This is a genomic window from Kurthia gibsonii (assembly GCF_006539985.1).
Lineage (GTDB): Bacteria > Bacillota > Bacilli > Bacillales_A > Planococcaceae > Kurthia > Kurthia gibsonii.
The window spans coordinates 13,290-32,585 of sequence record NZ_BJOB01000029.1; the positions used below are offsets into that span (position 1 = coordinate 13,290).

Here is a 19,296-nt window from a genome sequence, read left to right on the forward strand (position 1 = left end):
TTCTAGTAGATTATGAGAGTTTTGGAAATAGAGAATACAATGATTCTTTTCTATATTGTCCATTTATCGTTATAATAGATAGAGGTCAAGGAGGAATACAGATGAATCGTATTGAACAGTGTGAACAATTAGTCGAAAAAATTTACAATCAATTTGACGCAAGTCATGATTTTCAACATATCCAGCGCGTACAAATGAATGCGCGTGCCATTTTAGCAGAAGAACCAACTGCAAATCGTGATATTGTTGAATTAGCGGTATTGCTACATGATGTAAGTGACCCAAAATATACAACAGATAAAGAAAATGAACGTGTCATTTTAGATGCGCTACAAGTAACAGAAGAAGAACGTTTACATATCCAAGATGTCATTGCTTCTGTATCGTTCCGTGGTGGGAATGAGCAACCGACGAAAACAATTGAAGCAAAAATTGTCCAAGATGCAGACCGTTTAGATGCATTAGGCGCAGTAGGAATTGCGCGTACATTCGCATTTGGTGGTGCAAAAGGACGCGCACTCTATGATGATGCAGAAGAAGTGCGCATGAATATGTCTGAAGAAACATATCGCTCGAAATCAACAGCAAGTGTCACACACTTTTATGAAAAATTATTCTTATTAAAAGATTTAATGAAAACAAACAAAGGGAAGGAACTAGCGCAAGCACGCCATGAATTTATGGAGCAGTTCATTCACCAATTACAGTTAGAAAGAGATGGGAAGTTATGAGTCATTTAATCGTTTCCAATTTAACGAAAACAGTCGGTGAAAAAACACTGTTTAAAAATATTGAATTTACCATTGTGGAAGGGGAGCGCGCTGGATTAATCGGGATTAATGGTACAGGGAAATCAACACTCCTTGCGATTTTAGCAGGTATTCAAGATGCCGATTCTATCCATTTAGACCATCCGAATAAATACCGTGTGGCCTATTTACCACAGGACCCCCAGTTTGAAAAAGGGCTAACCGTACTTGATGCAGTATTTGAAGGAGATTCACCAAGCATTACATTGAATCGTCAGTATGAGGAAGTGGTGCGTGCTTTATCAGCAAATCCAACTTCTGAAAGTCTACAACAGCAAATGTTCCAATTACAGCAACAGATGAATCAGGTAGATGCTTGGGACGTCAATGCACTCGCTAAAACAGCTTTAACTAAATTAGGCATTGACCAATTCGATGCAGAAGTAGCTTCTCTTTCAGGTGGTCAGCAAAAGCGTGTAGCGCTAGCTCGCACGTTAATTGAACCAGCAGACCTTTATTTACTTGATGAGCCAACGAACCATTTAGATGTCGAGTCGACAGAATGGTTAACTGATATGGTTAAACGTCTAAAAGGCTCTGTTATTGTGATTACCCATGATCGTTACTTCCTAGACGCGGTATCCACGCACATCTATGAAATTGCCGACCAAACTTTATATAAACATAGCGGAAACTATGGTGATTTCTTAGAAGCAAAAGCGATGCGCCAAGAGATGCAACAAGCAACAGATGCGAAACAACAAAACCGTTACCGTTCGGAGTTGAAATGGATTCGACGTGGTGCAAAAGCACGTTCTACAAAACAAAAAGCACGTATTCAACGTTTTGAAGAATTATCAGATTCCCTTCAAAAAGATAATAGTCAAACGTCACTTGAGATGGGACTAGCTACTTCACGTCTAGGTAAAAAAGTTATCGAAGGCGAAGGCGTTTCGAAAGCATTCGACGAACGTGTTATTTTAGAAAACTTCTCCTTCTTATTACAACAAGGTGACCGTATTGGTATTATTGGACCGAATGGTGCTGGGAAGTCGACATTACTTAATTTATTAGCTGGCGTTTTAAAACCAGATGCTGGACAAATTGAAGTCGGTTCAACGGTAAAAATCGCACATTTTACACAGCACTTACCACAGATGAATACGAATGAACGTATGATTGAATATGTACGTGAATCAGCGAATGATATTGTGGATGTAGCAGGTGAACATCATTCAGCAGCACAAATGTTAGAACGCTTCTTATTCCCACTGCATACACATGGTACACAGATTGGTAAACTTTCAGGCGGTGAGCGTAAGCGTTTATATCTATTAAAATTATTGATGGAGCAACCGAACGTTCTTTTACTTGATGAGCCGACAAATGATTTAGATATTGATACATTGTCTGTACTTGAAGACTTTATCGAACATTTTGCAGGTGTCATCGTGACGATTTCACATGACCGCTTCTTCTTAGATCGTATTGCGAAAAAGTTGTGGGTTTTAGATGGCAAAGGACATGTTGAGGAAAGTCTCGACATTTATACAGACTTCTTAGCAAAACAAGAAGAACAACAAAAGCTTGAAAAAGAAGTCAAAGTCGAGAAGCCAAAAGTCGAAAAAGTTCGGACAGAGAAAAAGAAACTATCTTTCAAAGAACAAAAAGAATGGGAAACGATTGAAGCAGATATTGAAAAAATTGAGATGGCGATTATGGAACGAGAAGAAGGAATCGCAACAGCGGGTTCTGACTTTACACGTCTACAACAATTAACGAATGAATTAGACGAATTGAATGTGCAATATGAGCATTTGATTGAACGTTTTGATTATCTAAGTGCTATTGTAGAAGGGAAAGCGTAACAAGGAGGAAATCGTATGCAAATTAAATCAATCGAACCAACACCAAGTCCAAATACGATGAAGGTGATTTTAGATCAAGAACTACCATTTGGTACGGCGCATAATTACCGACCAGATGCTGCTGAAGATGCACCAACAGAGATTCAACAAATTTTAGCGATTGACGGTGTAAAGGGTGTATATCATGTTGCTGACTTTTTAGCAGTTGAACGAAATGCTAAATACGATTGGGTAACGATTTTGGCATCGGTTCGCCAAGTATTTGGCGAAGAAGCAGGAGAAGCAGCGCAACAGGCGAAAGAACAAAACCATTATGGGGAAGCGTATGTACACATTCAAATGTTCAAAGGCATTCCACTTCAAGTGAAAGTATTTGATTCAACTGAGGAACAGCGCTTTGCACTTGATCAGCGCTATGTGAATGCGTTCCAAGAAGTTCTTGGTACTTCGGATGACGATGACTTTATTTTACAACGTAAATGGGTTGATTATGGTGTTCGCTATGGTCAACTTGATGAAATCGGTCAAAGTATTGTTGCGGAAATTGAAGCAACTTATCCAGCAGAACGCTTGCAAGAACTTGTACAGGCAGCAACTGAACAGCGTGAACAAGTTCAATTAGATAAAAAACGCATTACAGTTGCCGATTTAGCACATGAAGATTGGGAAGTGCGTTTTAAATTACTCGATCAAATTCCTGACCCAACAGTAGAAGATCTACCGATGTTGGCGAAAGCATTAGATGATGAAAAGATGTCCATTCGCCGACTTGCGACAGTGTATCTTGGCATGATTGAAGATGTAGCGGTTGTACCCTACTTAAAACGTGCATTACAAGATAAAAGTGCCTCGGTTCGTCGAACTGCGGGAGATTGTATGAGCGATTTAAGCTTGGTAGAATTCGAGCCTGCAATGATTGAATCATTATCGGATAAAAATAAATTAGTACGTTGGCGTGCAGCTATGTTCCTTTATGAAAGTGGGACGGAAAAAGCATTACCTGCATTAGAGGCAGCACAAGATGATTCAGAATTCGAAGTAAGTTTACAAGTGAAAATGGCAATAGAGCGTATTTCACAAGGAGAATCTGCTAAAGGTTCCATGTGGAGACAGATGACGGAAATGCGTAAGCAATCGAAAGATTAATTAGAAGGTCGAACACACTAAAAATTTACTGTGTTCGACTTTTATTTTTGGTGTATAGTGTTTAAATAAGTATTAAAAATGACGATAATAGTCATGATAGAGGTGATTAACGTGATTTGTGGAAAATGTCAAGCGAATAAAGAAGCGGTGCTTATTACACAACAATATCAACTACAACAGTCTCTTGTAACTATTCATTATATTCCAGCGACTCGTTGCAATTGCCAAACTTATATTTCAACTACAGTGCAACAAGAAATTCAAGCATATTTAACGGAAAATGCTAATTTAACTCAACCAAAAGTTTTAGCCTATTCTGAAGTGTAACAGTAATTTGAAACAATGAAGTTTGTTAAAAACGATAATAGCGTATGTGAATAAGTTATATAGTTCATATGTATATCAAAAAACTGGGACATGCGTGTAAAAATACTATCCCACATGAGCATAAGAAAAACTGGAATCGCGTTGTTGTGCGGTTCCAGTTTTTCGTTGCGAACACTAAAAAAGAAAGTGAAATGTTTTGTCCTAGACTATATTTCATATATTCCTTTAGTTTATTAAGAACGTTTTAAGGAAGAAGTAGCAATTGCATGTTTTACTTGTGGTTTAATTGTATTTTGTTTTTCAGTAGCTTCACGATAAATCGTGAAAGCAGATTTTCTTTTCGTGCGCATTAAAAGTAAGGTACCTCTAAATAATCCATAAGCGATATAAAGTCCACCAAGTGTATAAAGGGCGTAGGGGATGATTGCATTTGAAAAAGGAGCGAAATAACCAACAACGATAATAGTTGTACCGACTAAGTAATAGAAGAGGATCGTATTTACATCTTTCATCATGTCTTTTCCCTCATTTCAATACGTGATTAGTATGTAGTATTCCTACTTTTAACATATTCAAAACATATCGAGTAAATAATGTTATTTTATTGGGAAAAGGGTATAGTTCCAAATAAGGTTATCATTCGAAAGTGTTTGTCTAAAATAGATGTCATCTTTAGTAAAGTATTTGCGTTCAGAATATAAAAAGGTTCTGTTGTAGATGACTTAACAATGAAAGCGATTTATATACAAACAAAAGTACAGATAAAATAGTGATACAATAAAATTTTTAGCAAGAAATTAGAAGCGTGTGATTAGTTCAGTCGGGTTCATTTATACACCAATCGGGGTGTTGTTGTAATAAAGCTTCTTTTGAATGGCTACCCCCATGTAACGGCACACGTATGAACCCCAGCAGCCTTCCCCATTTGTAAATCAAAAATAGCGTCACCAATCATAACCGTCTTCTCCAATTGAATTGTGTGCTCTTTTTGAATTTGAAAAATACCGGCGGGGTCTGGCTTATAGTGCGTTACGCGGTCAGAAACAATTGTATCTTCAAAAAAGGTAGCGACCTTTAAAATTTCTAAATTACGTTTTAGGACATCTGTTTTCTTACTTGATAAAACAAAACAGCGTTTCTTTTGTTCTTGTAATGTTTGCAGTACCTCTTCAATATTTAAGAAAAAATGTAATATATCTTGTTCAATCTGTTGATAGATACTTCTAAATGTTGTTAATAATTCGTCTAAAGTAGTAGAATCAACTGTTTCACCAATCATGAGCGGGAAAGACTTTTCAATCAGTACACTCATATAATATGTAATTTGCTCCGCATTAGGCACTTTATACCCTTGATGTTGAAAAACATATTGTGTAGCTATCATATTACATTGTTCTGAATCAGCTAATGTTCCATCAAAATCAAAAATATAATTCTCCATTTCCATCATTTTCATTCCTATTTTTTTCATAAAAACAAAGTATATGAATATAAAGTTTGAACATTTTGTGACAATTGCGTATAATAAGCATATCAAAGAAAAAAGGAGCTTGCAGATGAGCAGAGATTTAGAAGACAGTATTTCACCATACAATCCCACGCAAGTTTTGAGGAGTGTATGGAGCATGTCATTCGAAAAGATAGAATTAATAAATAACATGTAGTGTTTTACAAAAGAACGATTGAAAAAATTTTGTATAGAAAAATACATAAACATACCATTCGTGCATCTTTTGTAAATTCACATACCGCCAAATCATCAGCAAGCACATATTTTACGATTTGGAGGGATTAAGATGCAAAAAGTATACTTACAAAAATTAGACATTTTCTATGCAGAAAGAATGTCACAACTAATTAGCGAACCAGCAGTAAGAGAACCACTCGGCTTAACAGAAAATGAAACATCTGTTGCGTCAATGATGGACTTCATTCGTGAAATGCAATTAGAAGAAATGATGGGAAATCATGTTGCACGTATGATTATGAATGAGGATTTTGAGTTGATTGGTGTCATTACATTACACAATATAGATGAAGAGATGCAAACAAGTCATATGAGTACTTGGATTGGTGAACCATACTGGGGAAAAGGGTACAATCGCTTAGCAAAAGAGAAGATGTTTTATCATGCTTTTATGGAACGTCATTTACGTACAGTATTTGCAGGTGCGCGTGTTGAGAATTTCCGATCACGTAAAGCACAGCGTAAACTACCTTATATGCGTTGTAATGTAGAGCGTATATATCCAGAAGAGTTACTGCGATTAGAACGTCGCGAACAAGCATATTGTATTCTTAATGCAGTTGAACGAACAGATTTTTTAAACTGGTATTATCAGCGTGTGGCAATCTAGTTGGAATGTCACACTTTTCAGATTCCCTTTACTTCAATGTAATTCCTATTATAAAATGGAGAGAGCGTTGCAATGAATAGGGAGGATTTTATGAAGATGAAAAAAATTGCAGCCATTATTGTAGGAAGTATTCTATTTCTATCAGTGGCTGTTTTTATAATGCTCAAGTTTATGAATCCAACAATTGGCAAAGAAACAAACGAAAAAGAATATGAAGGGCAACAATTTTTAAAAGAGCAAAAATTAGGATTTTATATTTCAAATGAAGCAAAATCATTAGAAGAGGATAAGACAAAGGGATATGTTTTATTCCTGGACAAAAATAATGATATAACAGAACATGAAATTCAACCAGTTGAATACGGTGGCATTACTTTTGCAAATAATCGTCTGATGATAGAAGAGTCGAATCAAATGACTTTGACCGAATATATTACGAAAAAGACAACATTTGAAAAGCCAGATTATCGCGGTATGCATAATGGTTATTTACCGAAAACAGAACAGTACTATAGTTTATGTAATAGTGGATTAAGTGAAAAGCATGATTATAAAATGACGGTTCGTTATGCAGGAGAAGATGGTCAATTTAAAAAGTTCATTATTCCCAAATTTGTATCGACAGCTGGTGAAGAGGGTGACCAAGTAATTGTCCTGATACAAGATTTAATCTCAGGTGCCTTTCAATTACAGCAAACACCACTCGAAGAAAAAGCAAAACTACAAAAGATTACAGATTTAAATTTAAAAAGTCCAATGGATTTAGATGCGATTGCACCTATACTCGTTACAAAAAAAGCATATTATCTCGTCATGTCTCGCTATGTTTCAGAATCATATGAGGACATTATAGTATATGAAGTGAATCGCAAAACAAAGAATGTTAAAGCAACTGTCTTAGCGAAGTATCGCTCAGAAAAAGAGACAACATCAAGTCTACCACTTAGCTTCAATGATAGTGCAATCATGTACAAAGGTGGTTTATATTATTTAAATGGTATGGGACAAGTTTATCGCTATGATTTAAAAACAAAACAAATAGAAAAAATTTTAAAATTAAAGGACCAAGCAAAAGATAAGAATCATATGCAAGCTGTTTTCTATGAAGGTAAATTGCATATCGTATATGTGAAAAATGGTAATACATATTATGATCAATATCATTTAAAAAAGAAAAAACGCGTGCAACATCAAGAAATTAAAAATATTGAACGCTACTTGAAAAATGATGCGATGATTTCAGATTTAACCATCATAAAATAGTGAGAATGAGAAATTGTAGAATAGGACAATTTCTCATTTTTCATATAGAAGGGTTTGAAGTAATTGTTTATTTGTATTCATGCACATCATTCAAATCAGAAGTGGATGGACGCCGTATTACCGGGCGATTAATTACAGTATGTTGTCATCGGAAATTTACGAGCATGCACAGAACGTCTACAAGTAGAAAAAAGGTATTTGAAAAGCTAGAAAGTTTATGTGAGAATCAAAAACCAATTGCTATTTTTATTATATGTACGCATCTACCAAAAGAGTATAAAGTACTGCTCATTCCATTAGATGCTTTATTATTTGAACAACTAGCTATATTACTCGCTATTCAAATCGTCTTTACAAATCCTGGGACAGTTGAACCAACAATGGCTAGATATCAATCGTGGCAACCAGAAAATCAGCACGTAACTATACATATAATACCGAACGTATTTCAATATATTGAACAAGGGAATGGGAAGAATATACGCAGGAAATTCTGACCGCTATTGCACAACTATCAATGGAATGTGCCATTCGTACAGGTGATTATAGCTGTTTAACAGCATTACCTAAAACCGTTCAAAAATTGAAATCTTTTGCATAGAAACAGAAGAAGGAATCATCTATACTAAGGTGGATATAAAAGAATCATAAAGGAGGATGTTCTAATTGTCAGTAAACATCACGCTCTATGCATCATTAGAAAGTCCAACAACGATTTTTGAAAAAATAATGGAACAAAAACAAGATCGTTATATAGTAGAATTTGGGGAAGAAACACTCCAAATTTTTAAAAAAGGTCTATTTAAAAAGAAATTAATTGGACAATTCACACATCGAACTCGACAACAAGAAGATGCCAATCAATTTACACAAGGTTTAATCGGATATATTCATCAAGAAATACATGGTGATGAAGCAATTAAACAAAAGTTGCTTATTCAAGGCGAACATACGAATGTTATGCTCGGATGCATGATTGAAGAAGATGAAGCAGAAGCATTTTTCCCTTCGTATTTTCAATTCATTCAACAATTGAATGGTTTCATCTATGTACCATCAGGCGATATTATTTCGGTTGACGGACAAGAAATTGCAAATGGTGAAGGGCAAATTGTTGCTGAAGATTTCACCGTACAAGTAGCAAAACGTGAATTGAAACCATTATTTGACGTAACAGAAACAGTTGAAAATCAGGGAAGACGTGTAGCCTCGATTGCTAAAATAAAGGCAAGACATATTCCTTATACGGAAAATCTCTCGCTATTACCAGACTCAAAACAAGTGCGCATGCGCTCAGTAGAAGAAATTGCGAGACGTGCTGTAGTCGTGTTAATTCTTATTCAATTTGTTCGTGAATTATTAGATGAAAAAGAAGAAACGAATTTAAAAACGTCAAAACGCATTGCAGAAGTCTTTTTAAATCGCTACGGTGTAAAGATGAATTTAACAGCTGAAGAAGAAGCTTTTTTAGCGCAAGAAGACTATACACAACAAGAATTAATTAATAAAATGTGGCTATATGAAGCCGTATGGGTGATGTTATGGAGTATTCATCTAGTTGAAGAATTAGTTGAGCCAACACAGATTTGCGATGTAGAACACACATTAAATCTTTTAATGAATTACACAAATATTGGTGAGTTATTACAAGATGCGGAAGCACGTGACGTAACAGAAGTATTAAATCGTATGGATGAAAACTATTTATATCACTGGGCATGTACAGAAGCACGCTTACAAGGTAAAGAATCACCAGCTGATTTAGATGATGGTGTTGTACTTGAACGTCAGCGGGCATTCAATTGGATGACACAATTACATGAAGAACAATGGGATGATGTAACTGTTTATTCTTAAGATAAAACAAGGTCTATTTTGTTAGCGAAATAGATCTTGTTTTTATTTTGTTTAAAAAGAAAATCAACTAAATAGATGACTTGTATTGTATAAGTAATCAAGGTTCATTAGTTTTCCTTTTATTTCAAAATAATGAATTTCACGATTTAAAGCGTTGAATTGAAGATAAAATAAAACATATATTGTATAAAAACCTTTTTATACAATATATTTAAAAAGTTGGCTTTTTTTGTAAAGATATTGTAAAATAAAAACAAGAATTTTCAGAAAATTAAATCGGGGGCTACTTACTATGAATAATGAACCGAATGAATTGCTTAGAGTCCACAATTTAGAAACGACTTTTTTCACAGATGATGGTGCAGTGCCAGCAGTAGATGGTATTTCATTTACATTGAGAGAAAGAGAGATTCTTGGGATTGTTGGAGAGTCTGGCTCGGGAAAAAGTGTGACATCTCTTTCGATTATGGGATTAATTCCTTCACCACCTGGCAAAATTACAAATGGTGAAATTCAGTTTGGTGGTAGAGATTTAACAAAATTAAAAGAAAAAGAGATGCGAAAGATACGAGGAAATGATATCGCGATGATTTTCCAAGAACCGATGACATCACTCAACCCATTATTTACAATCGGTAAACAATTAAACGAAGCCATTTTATTACATAATAAAGGGTGGTCAAAAAAACAAGCGACTGCACGTGCCATCGAAATGATGAAATTAGTTGGATTACCGCGTGCTGAACAATTAATCAAAGAATACCCACATCAACTTTCGGGTGGTATGCGTCAACGTGTCATGATTGCGATGGCGTTAGTTTGTGACCCGCAAATTTTGATTGCGGATGAACCGACAACCGCACTTGATGTAACGATTCAAGCGCAAATTCTCGCGTTAATGCGCGACTTAAATGAACGTCTAAATACAGCAGTTATGCTCATTACCCATGATTTAGGTGTTGTAGCAGAAACATGTGAGCGCGTTATTGTCATGTACGGGGGACAAATTGTTGAAGAAGGTCCTGTAAAAGAGATTTTTGAATCACCGCAGCATCCTTATACAAAAGGATTAATTCAATCTGTTCCGGATATGCGCTATAAAAAAGAGCGATTGTATTCGATACCGGGAAATGTACCAAAGCCAGGTTCGATTAAAAAAGGCTGTCGTTTTGCAGCACGTTGTGAATATGCATTTGAGCGTTGCTTAAATGAAAATCCACAAATTTATCATACGAATGATCATCATATTTCAAGATGTTTCCTTGCAGAAGAAAAGGAGGTTGCACTGAATGACTGAACCATTATTAAAAGTTAAAGGATTAAAAAAATACTTTCCCATTAAAGCAGGTGTGATTGGTCGTCGTGTTGGAGATGTAAAAGCAGTCGATGATGTTTCTTTTGAAATTATGGAAGGTGAAACACTCGGTATTGTAGGAGAATCCGGGTGTGGAAAATCAACAACTGGTCGCTCCATTATGCGCCTCATTGAGCCAACTGCTGGTGAAGTTTATTTTGAAGGAAAAAATGTTTCGACAATGTCAAAAGAAGAATTACGAAAAGCAAGACGTGACATTCAGATGGTCTTTCAAGATCCGTATGCGTCGCTTAATCCTAGACATAATATTCAGAAAATTTTGGAAGAACCGCTTAAAGTGCATGGCATTGGTAACGACAAAGAGCGAAAAGAAAAGGTCGCAAAATTGCTCGAAATTGTTGGATTGAGTAGCTACCATGCAAGTCGTTATCCACACCAATTTAGTGGTGGACAGCGCCAACGTATTGGGATTGCACGCGCCTTAATGACAAATCCGAAATTGATTATTGCAGATGAACCTGTTTCAGCACTGGATGTATCGATTCAGGCACAAGTATTAAATCTAATGAAAGATTTACAACAAGAATTAAAGCTAACGTATATCTTCATTGCCCATGATTTAGGCGTCGTTCGCCACATAAGTGACCGAGTAGGTGTCATGTACTTGGGTAAAATGATTGAAATTTCTGAAAGTGAAGCGCTATATGAAAAGCCATTACACCCATATACACAAGCTTTACTAGCCGCAGTACCTGTACCTGATCCTGATTTTATGCGAGAAACGCAACTTTTAACAGGCGATATACCGAGCCCAGCGAATCCGCCAACAGGATGTGCGTTCCATACGCGGTGTCCTTTAAAAATGGAGCATTGTGACCAACGTGTTCCATTATTAATCGAAGTTGAACCTGGTCATTCTGTTGCATGCCATCTCTATACAGAGGCATTCAGCAATGATAATAAATAGAAAAGTTTTGGAGGGAATTGTATGAAGAAAAAGAGTTTTGTGTTCGTCCTACTCTTAATTCTCGTTTTATCAACTGCTTTAGCAGCATGTGGCGAGAAAAAAGATAGCGGTTCAGACGGCGACAAAAAAGAAAAAGTTCTTGTCTTTGGTCGTGGAGCTGACTCTGTAAAATTAGATCCAGCTGCTGTAACAGATGGTGAGTCACTGAATGTAACAAAAAATATTTTTGAAACATTAATCAATTTTGGTGAACAAAACACAGATTTAGTACCTGGACTTGCTTCAAAATGGGAAACATCAAAGAATGGCTTAGAATATACATTCGAGCTACAAAAAGGTGTTAAATTCCAAGATGGTACAGATTTTAATGCTGAAGCAGTTGTGAAAAACTTCGAGCGCTGGATGAATGGTAATGCTAAAAAGTTCCCATACTTCCAATCGATGTTCGGTGGTTTTAAAGGCGATAAAAATGCCGTTATTAAAGAAGTAAAAGCAGATGGTGAAGATAAAGTTATCATCACATTAAATTATCCGCAAGCACCATTTTTAAAGAACTTAGCGATGACGCCGTTTGCGATTGCATCGCCAACAGCACTTGAAAAAGAAGGTAAGAATTTCGAAAAGAAACCAGTTGGTACAGGTCCATTTACATTTGTTGAGTGGAAACGTAACGATTCCATTACATTGAAGAAGAATGAAGATTACTGGCAAAAAGGATTACCTAAACTAGATAAAGTCATCTTCCGTTCTATTCCAGATAACTCAGCACGTCTAAATGCTTTAACATCTGGTGAAATCGATTTAGCAGACGGTATTAACCCATCAGATGCAAAAATGATTGAAGATAATCCAAATTTACAATTATTCAAACGTCCATCTTTAAATGTTGGATACCTTGGTTTAACCGTAACACGTAAACCATTTGATGATAAAAAAGTACGTCAAGCTGTCAACTATGCAATTGATAAACAAGCGATTGTTGATACGTTCTATGAAGGACAAGCGGATGTAGCGAAAAATCCAATGCCACCAGTTATTAAAGGATTCAATGATTCGGTTGAAGACTATAAATATGATCCTGAAAAAGCGAAGAAATTATTAGCTGAATCAGATTATAAAGGTGAAACAATTGAACTTTGGGCAATGCCAGTGCCACGTCCATACATGCCAGACGGACAAAAAATTGCTGAAGCAATTCAAAAGAATTTAGAAGATGTTGGAATGAAATCTAAAATTGTCAACTACGAGTGGGGCACATATTTAGATAAAGCTTCAAAAGGTGAAGCAGATGCCTTCTTACTTGGTTGGACAGGTGATAATGGAGACGCTGATAACTTCCTATACACACTTTTAGATGAAGATAATATCGGTAGTAACAACTACACATTCTTCAAAAATGCTGAAACACACAAATTATTAAAAGAAGCGCAAAAAGAAGTAGATGAAGAAAAACGTGCGAAATTATACGAAAAAGCACAAGAAATTATCCATGATGAAGCACCTTGGGTAGCGATTGCTTACTCAACACCTTTATTGGCAGGTAAAAAAGAAATTACTGGTTTCAAAGCTCATCCAACAGGCTCTGACCGCTTTGACACAATTGATTTTAAATAAGTAAACATGCGCTGTCGCACAGAGTTGAACAGTGTGACAGCGCATATTATTTTAGGAGGTAACGTGTATGCTACGCTATACAGGAAAACGACTTTTACAATTAATCCCTGTCCTCTTTGGTATGACATTTATTGTGTTTATGATTGTACGAGCTATTCCCGGTGACCCAGCGAAAATCATCCTCGGTCAACAGGCAAGTAAAGAAGCTGTGGCTGCATTACGAGAAAGTTTAGGTCTCGATAATCCATGGTACATACAATACTTTAATTATCTAGGACAATTATTTACAGGTAACTTGGGAGAGTCGATTAAAACAGGTGAAGCTGTTAGTGCAGAAATCTACCCATATTTAGCCGCAACAATGGAATTAGGCTTTGTTGCAATGGTTATTGCTATTGTCATTGGCGTCAATGCAGGAATTGTGTCTGCATGGTTCCAAAATTCATGGTTTGATTATAGTGCGATGATTTTAGCACTAATTGGTGTATCGATTCCGATTTTTTGGTTAGGTTTATTAGGACAGTGGGCATTCAGTGTTGAACTTGGTTGGTTACCAACTTCCAATCGATTTGATCCACGAGATCCTGTTGAAGCCATTACGCATTTCTATTTAATTGATACATTAATTGAAGGGCGTTTTGATCAATTTTTAGATGTTGTGAAGCATTTAATTTTACCAGCGACTGCTTTGGCTACAATACCAATGGCAATAATTGCACGTATGACACGTTCAACAATGATTGAAGTGATGCGTTCGGACTTCATTCGTACAGCACGAGCGAAGGGACAAAAGATGTTTTGGGTTGTTTATAAACATAGTTTAAAAAATGCAGTCATTCCCGTATTAACAGTAATTGGTTTACAAACAGGACTTTTACTTGGCGGGGCTATTCTAACGGAAACCATCTTTAGTTGGCCAGGTATTGGACGCTATATTTATGATGCGATTAGTTCTCGTGATTATCCAGTTATTCAATCAGGTATTCTAGTTGTAGCATTCTTATTCGTCATGATTAATTTACTGGTTGATTTACTTTATAGTGTGATTGATCCACGTATTAAATACGATTAAGAGGAGGGAACAACATGACAGGTATTACACCCGAAATACAATTACCAGAAGAGAAAAGTAAGGCACGTAGTCCATTCCAAGATAGTCTACGAACTTTTCGGAAAAGTAAAGTAGCTGTAGTAGGCACAATCATTGTTGCTTTCTTCATCTTACTTGCTATTTTCGGTCCGTGGATTGCACCACAAGGGATTAATGAACAAAATTTAAAATTGCGACTCTTACCACCTTCTAGCGCACATTGGTTTGGGACGGACGTATTTGGACGCGATATTTTCTCACGCGTTATTTTAGGCGCAAGATTATCTTTACTAGTAGGTTTTGCGTCTGTTGCACTTTCCATTATTATTGGTAGTATATTAGGAATTTTAGCAGGTTATTACGGAAAATGGGTAGACACTATCATTTCACGTTTCTTTGATATCCTACTTGCCTTCCCAAGTATTCTACTGGCAATTGCAATTGTCACAGCACTCGGACCATCTTTATTCAATGCGCTACTAGCGATTGCGATTGTCAATGTACCAAATTTTGGTCGTCTTATTCGTTCTAAAGTATTAAGCATTAAAGAAGAAGAATTTATTACAGCTGCTCGTGCAGTCGGAATGCGTGATACACGTATTTTATGGGGACATGTATTACCTAATTCCATGACACCGATTATCGTACAAGGTACGCTCGCGATTGCCACAGCGATTATTGAAGCAGCCGCACTTGGTTTCTTAGGTCTTGGCGCACAAGCACCACAACCTGAATGGGGTAAAATGTTAGCAGATGCGCGTATTTATTTAATCAATGCACCGTGGACGATGATTTTCCCAGGTCTTGCGATTATGCTAACTGTACTCGGATTCAACTTAATGGGTGATGGTTTACGCGATGCTTTCGATCCAAAAATGAAAAATTAATACGAAAAAAGGACTTCGGCATAATCCGAGTCCTTTTTATTTTTAGAAAAAGTATTTGAAATATAAAAAGATAATCGCTGCGTAAATCACAGTCGCAATAACCATATGAAGTGGTTTTTTTGAACGAAAGCCTACAATACGATTATACCATTTACGGTCGACAACGATTAATTTCACTTTGTCAGGTAATGCAGAACGAAGTGTCGCAGAAGATACCCATGTTTTAACGATTAATTGTTCACCATTTGGACGTGTAAATGTGTAGCGTTGTGATAACGAAAACTGATCGTATTTCACCGTCTCAAACTCAGAAAATTTATAAGATGCCAATTCTTCAATCGCTAAAATTTTATCCGTTGTCGGAGTATCACGTGTTGGTTCGATTATGCGCACGAATAAAAAACGATCAATACCTGCTTTAAATAGTAAATGACTGGCACCAGGAACTTGTTTTGAATCCGTTTGTGCCACTTGATAACCTTTATATTGTTTATTTTTATTCATAAACTGTAAAATTTCATAGTTATTAATCATACATGCTGTCTCCTTTTCAATATACCTAGCGTAACATAGTTGAAAGCGAGTAAAAAACCCTCTCCTTCAACTTTCTATAGCATTTTTGTGAAGGTTTGAATTTCCTCAAATAATGTAAGGACAGAACCTGGAAAACGACGATTTTTTAAATAGTATAAAAAGACAGGACGAGCTAAAATATTATCTTCAATCACACGATAGTCGAGTGTATCGGGAAAGGCATTTTTAATATAGTTTTCAGGCAAAATACTAATACCAAGTCCTTCATTCACAAGAAGTTTCGCCATTTCAAAGCGTTCAATTTGATAGTCAATTTTAGGTGTTAATTGTAATTTATCAAAAGCACTTAAAATCTGTTTACATGTTTCAAATTTCGGCATCCCTGTAATAAGAGAATCATCACATAAATCTTTCAATGTGATATGTTCTTTTTTAGCGAGTGGATGCTCCTTTTGAAAAATAACAACAAAGCGTTCTGTATAGAGCTGAATCCCTGTAATAGAAGGACTTTGAATGCGATGATTCGAAATCGCTGCGTGAATATGATATTTCTCAAGAGCTGTTACAACACGTGTGTTATACAGTGTATCAATCACTGAAAATTGAACAGCTGGATATTTCTTTGCGTAATCATACATAATCTTTGTAAACCAGCCATGTGCCGATTCAATCATGCCAAATACAATCTCGATTTCCTCTCCATGTACAATGTCTTGAATTTCCTCATTCATAATTGAAAACTGTTCAAGTAAGGAAGTCGCACGTTCAAGTAGTAACTCACCTGTATCTGTTAATTTTAATTGTCTAGTCGTTCGTTCAAATAAAGAACTTCCAATCTCTTTTTCTAAATTCGCAATGGAATTACTAAGAGAAGGTTGTGAAATATGTAGCCCGAGCGCAGCTTTTGAGAAGCTAAGTGTTTTGGCTACTGTCACAAAATACGTTAATTGCTTTAAATCCAAGTGAATCATCCCTTTCATTTATAGTTTGAAACTATAAATATATACAAAATCAGTATTAGTAATTATATATAACAGAAATTATACTAAGAATACGCTTTCATGTAAAAGTTTTAAAGGGGGAGAGTCTATGTATGATTCGAAAGTATCAGCTTATTGGAATGGACGTGTTGATAGCGAAATAAATGAAGAGAGTTTTCGTTTACATCAAGTTGTCACACAGAAGAAAATCGATGAGCTTGAACATAATGCAGCAGACCTTGTTCTAATGGGGTTTGTTTGTGAAGAAGGAGTAAGACGTAATCAAGGAAGACTTGGCGCAGCACAAGGGCCAAACGCTTTACGAAAAGGTCTTGCAAGCTTACCGAAGAATGACCAACATATTCAGAATATTGTGGACGTTGGCAATATTGTGTGTGAAGGACAAAAACTTGAACAAGCACAACAACAATTAGGGGACGCTGTTCAACAAGCACTACAAACGAATGCGAAATGTATCATTTTAGGCGGTGGACATGAAACATTATATGGACATTATTTAGGTGTACGTGCAGCATACGGTCAAGATGCTAAAATCGGTTTAGTTAATATTGATGCACACTTTGATTTAAGAAGTTACGATGAACAACCTTCATCTGGTACAATGTTCAAACAAATTTTAGATGAAGATGCAAATGCTTCTTACTTTGTTTGCGGTATTCAGCGCTATGGTAACACGAGAGAATTATTTAATCGTGCAGATAAGCTAGGCGTGACGTATTTATATGAAGATGAGATGACGTTAGCAGATGTTTCGGTAGAATTCGACCGTTTTGCAAATGAATGTGATATTGTAATACTTACGCTTTGTACAGATGTGATTGAATCGGCACATGCACCAGGGGTTAGTGCGCCGTCACCATTCGGGCTACATCCGAAAATGGTTCGTTCTATTATTCAACTCGTTACACAACATAAAAAAACAACAAGCTTCAACATTTGTGAGGTGAATCCAGCACTTGACTCAGAGGGGATTACAGTTAAGTTGGGAGCCTATTTAACAAATGAAGCGATGATTGGAATTACAAGGGGGAAATAATATGTTAGAAGTCAATCAAATTACAACATTATTCATTGCGGTAGCAATGTTTTTATTAGGTACATTCTTAGTTCGTAAAGTCGGCTTTTTAAGTCGCTTCTGTATTCCAGCACCTGTTGTTGGTGGTTTAATTTTCGCAATCATTGCGACAACTTTAAAAGCAACAGGCGTTGTTGAAATTTCGTTAGATACATCGTTACAAAGTATCTTTATGATTACCTTCTTCACAACGATTGGTTTAGGCGCAAGTTTTAGACTGGTACGCTTAGGTGGCAAATTATTAATTATTTATTGGATCGCTTGTGGTTTCTTAGCACTTATGCAAAATGTTATCGGCGTTAGTTTCGCTAAATTATTCGGTTTAGAGCCATTATTAGGTGTAATGGCAGGCGCGGTATCAATGGAAGGTGGGCACGGAGCAGCTGCAGCTTACGGTGAAACATTACAAGGATTAGGCGTTGACTCAGCGATTTCAATCGGTTTAGCAGCTGCAACACTTGGTTTAGTTGCTGGTGGTTTAATCGGTGGTCCAGTTGTTCAATATTTAGTGAAAAAATTTGATTTAAAACCAGTAGAAGTACCAGAAGAAAAATATGTTGAACAATACGAACATCCTGTAACTGAAAAATCTTTTATGAATCAAGTATTCTTAATTACATTCAGTATGGCAGTCGGTACATATTTAGGCGAATTATTCTCAAATACGACGGGCTTTGTATTACCAGGTTATGTCGGTGCGATGTTTACAGCTGTTATCTTACGTAATGTAATGGACCGCGTAAAACCAGGCTTTATTAATATGAAAGAGATTAATTTGATTGGCGATATTTCATTAGGTATTTTCTTATCAATGGCTTTAATGAGTATCAAACTTTGGGAAGTAGCAGGTGTAGCACTTCCAATTATCGGTATTGTATTCATTCAAGTCGTATTCATCACTGTTTTTGCGATTTTTGTGTTATTCAGAGCGCTTGGCAAAGACTATGATGCAGCCGTTATGGTTGCTGGTTTCTTAGGACATGGGCTTGGTGCAACACCAAACGCGATGGCAAACATGTCAGCAGTTGTAAAGAAATTCGGCCCATCTCAAAAAGCATTTTTAATCGTTCCAATTGTAGGAGCATTTTTGATTGACGTATTTGGTATGCCGATCATCATTGCAACGATTAATTTATTCAAATAAAATGAAAAGGAATCGCATCGTGGTGCGGTTCCTTTTTTGATTACTGAATGAAAGGGAAACCTGCTCGTTGAAAGGGACAAAAGTTGACGCGAAAGGGAATCC

At 36.3% G+C, this 19,296-nt stretch carries 19 protein-coding genes; 15 read left to right on the plus strand and 4 right to left on the minus strand.

From position 1 onward, the window contains the following. Positions 1-101 precede the first annotated feature (101 nt). From KGI01_RS09450 to KGI01_RS09465, 4 genes are all read left to right on the plus strand, one after another. The gene (locus tag KGI01_RS09450; RefSeq protein ID WP_068454168.1) at positions 102-731 is read left to right on the plus strand and encodes an HD domain-containing protein; all 630 of its coding nucleotides are present in this window, start codon (positions 102-104) and stop codon (positions 729-731) included. Beyond that, positions 728-2,617: an ABC-F family ATP-binding cassette domain-containing protein gene (locus KGI01_RS09455; RefSeq protein WP_141274485.1), complete on the plus strand. Its 1,890-nt coding sequence runs from the start codon at positions 728-730 to the stop codon at positions 2,615-2,617. Before KGI01_RS09450 ends, KGI01_RS09455 begins: the two co-directional genes overlap by 4 nt. Before the next feature lie 15 nt (positions 2,618-2,632). Beyond that, positions 2,633-3,763, plus strand: a complete 1,131-nt coding sequence (locus KGI01_RS09460; protein ID WP_141274486.1) for a conserved virulence factor C family protein — start codon at positions 2,633-2,635, stop codon at positions 3,761-3,763. 111 nt (positions 3,764-3,874) lie between these two features. Then, a complete protein-coding gene (locus KGI01_RS09465; RefSeq protein ID WP_131004899.1) occupies positions 3,875-4,090 on the plus strand; it encodes a hypothetical protein in 216 nt (71 codons plus the stop codon). Positions 4,091-4,323: 233 nt separating this feature from the next. Here KGI01_RS09465 and KGI01_RS09470 read toward each other — a convergent pair whose 3' ends face one another. After that, a complete protein-coding gene (locus tag KGI01_RS09470) occupies positions 4,324-4,605 on the minus strand; it encodes a hypothetical protein (protein ID WP_141274487.1) in 282 nt (93 codons plus the stop codon). 362 nt (positions 4,606-4,967) lie between these two features. Then, entirely contained in the window at positions 4,968-5,537 is a 570-nt protein-coding gene (locus KGI01_RS09475; RefSeq protein ID WP_218026246.1) for an HAD family hydrolase, read from the minus strand. Positions 5,538-5,886: 349 nt separating this feature from the next. Between KGI01_RS09475 and KGI01_RS09480 the strand changes: the two genes are divergently transcribed. The 9 genes from KGI01_RS09480 to KGI01_RS09520 all read left to right on the plus strand — a co-directional run bounded on the left by KGI01_RS09480 (position 5,887) and on the right by KGI01_RS09520 (position 15,440). Further along, positions 5,887-6,447: a GNAT family N-acetyltransferase gene (locus tag KGI01_RS09480; protein WP_087682604.1), complete on the plus strand. Its 561-nt coding sequence runs from the start codon at positions 5,887-5,889 to the stop codon at positions 6,445-6,447. 90 nt (positions 6,448-6,537) lie between these two features. Continuing rightward, positions 6,538-7,710: a YycP family beta-propeller protein gene (locus tag KGI01_RS09485; RefSeq protein WP_141274488.1), complete on the plus strand. Its 1,173-nt coding sequence runs from the start codon at positions 6,538-6,540 to the stop codon at positions 7,708-7,710. A gap of 71 nt (positions 7,711-7,781) precedes the next feature. After that, positions 7,782-8,207 (plus strand): hypothetical protein, encoded by a 426-nt coding sequence (locus tag KGI01_RS09490; protein WP_141274489.1) that lies wholly within the window; start codon positions 7,782-7,784, stop codon positions 8,205-8,207. Between the two features lie 169 nt (positions 8,208-8,376). Further along, positions 8,377-9,567: a DUF4272 domain-containing protein gene (locus KGI01_RS09495; RefSeq protein WP_141274490.1), complete on the plus strand. Its 1,191-nt coding sequence runs from the start codon at positions 8,377-8,379 to the stop codon at positions 9,565-9,567. Positions 9,568-9,859: 292 nt separating this feature from the next. Beyond that, positions 9,860-10,864 (plus strand): ABC transporter ATP-binding protein, encoded by a 1,005-nt coding sequence (locus KGI01_RS09500; RefSeq protein WP_141274491.1) that lies wholly within the window; start codon positions 9,860-9,862, stop codon positions 10,862-10,864. Next, positions 10,857-11,849, plus strand: coding sequence for an ABC transporter ATP-binding protein (locus tag KGI01_RS09505; protein ID WP_087682599.1), 993 nt, complete (start codon positions 10,857-10,859; stop codon positions 11,847-11,849). The genes KGI01_RS09500 and KGI01_RS09505 overlap by 8 nt, the downstream gene beginning before the upstream one ends. Before the next feature lie 21 nt (positions 11,850-11,870). Next, positions 11,871-13,463 (plus strand): ABC transporter substrate-binding protein, encoded by a 1,593-nt coding sequence (locus tag KGI01_RS09510; RefSeq protein WP_141274492.1) that lies wholly within the window; start codon positions 11,871-11,873, stop codon positions 13,461-13,463. A gap of 67 nt (positions 13,464-13,530) precedes the next feature. Further along, positions 13,531-14,535 carry an ABC transporter permease gene (locus tag KGI01_RS09515; protein ID WP_068454132.1) on the plus strand — a complete coding sequence of 335 codons (1,005 nt, stop codon included), beginning with the start codon at positions 13,531-13,533 and terminating at the stop codon, positions 14,533-14,535. A 14-nt stretch (positions 14,536-14,549) separates the two neighbouring features. Then, complete coding sequence (locus KGI01_RS09520; RefSeq protein WP_141274493.1) at positions 14,550-15,440, plus strand: ABC transporter permease; 891 nt, start codon at positions 14,550-14,552, stop codon at positions 15,438-15,440. A 42-nt stretch (positions 15,441-15,482) separates the two neighbouring features. Here the strand turns inward: KGI01_RS09520 and KGI01_RS09525 are convergent, their stop codons facing one another. Beyond that, positions 15,483-15,974, minus strand: a complete 492-nt coding sequence (locus KGI01_RS09525) for a hypothetical protein (RefSeq protein WP_141274494.1) — start codon at positions 15,972-15,974, stop codon at positions 15,483-15,485. 74 nt (positions 15,975-16,048) lie between these two features. Further along, the gene (locus KGI01_RS09530; RefSeq protein WP_170214770.1) at positions 16,049-16,936 is read right to left on the minus strand and encodes a LysR family transcriptional regulator; all 888 of its coding nucleotides are present in this window, start codon (positions 16,934-16,936) and stop codon (positions 16,049-16,051) included. A 127-nt stretch (positions 16,937-17,063) separates the two neighbouring features. Here KGI01_RS09530 and hutG point away from each other — a divergent pair, with 127 nt between their 5' ends. Then, positions 17,064-18,011: a formimidoylglutamase gene (hutG, locus tag KGI01_RS09535; protein ID WP_141274496.1), complete on the plus strand. Its 948-nt coding sequence runs from the start codon at positions 17,064-17,066 to the stop codon at positions 18,009-18,011. A 1-nt stretch (position 18,012) separates the two neighbouring features. Then, positions 18,013-19,194, plus strand: a complete 1,182-nt coding sequence (gene gltS / locus KGI01_RS09540; RefSeq protein ID WP_141274497.1) for a sodium/glutamate symporter — start codon at positions 18,013-18,015, stop codon at positions 19,192-19,194. Positions 19,195-19,296: the final 102 nt, after the last annotated feature.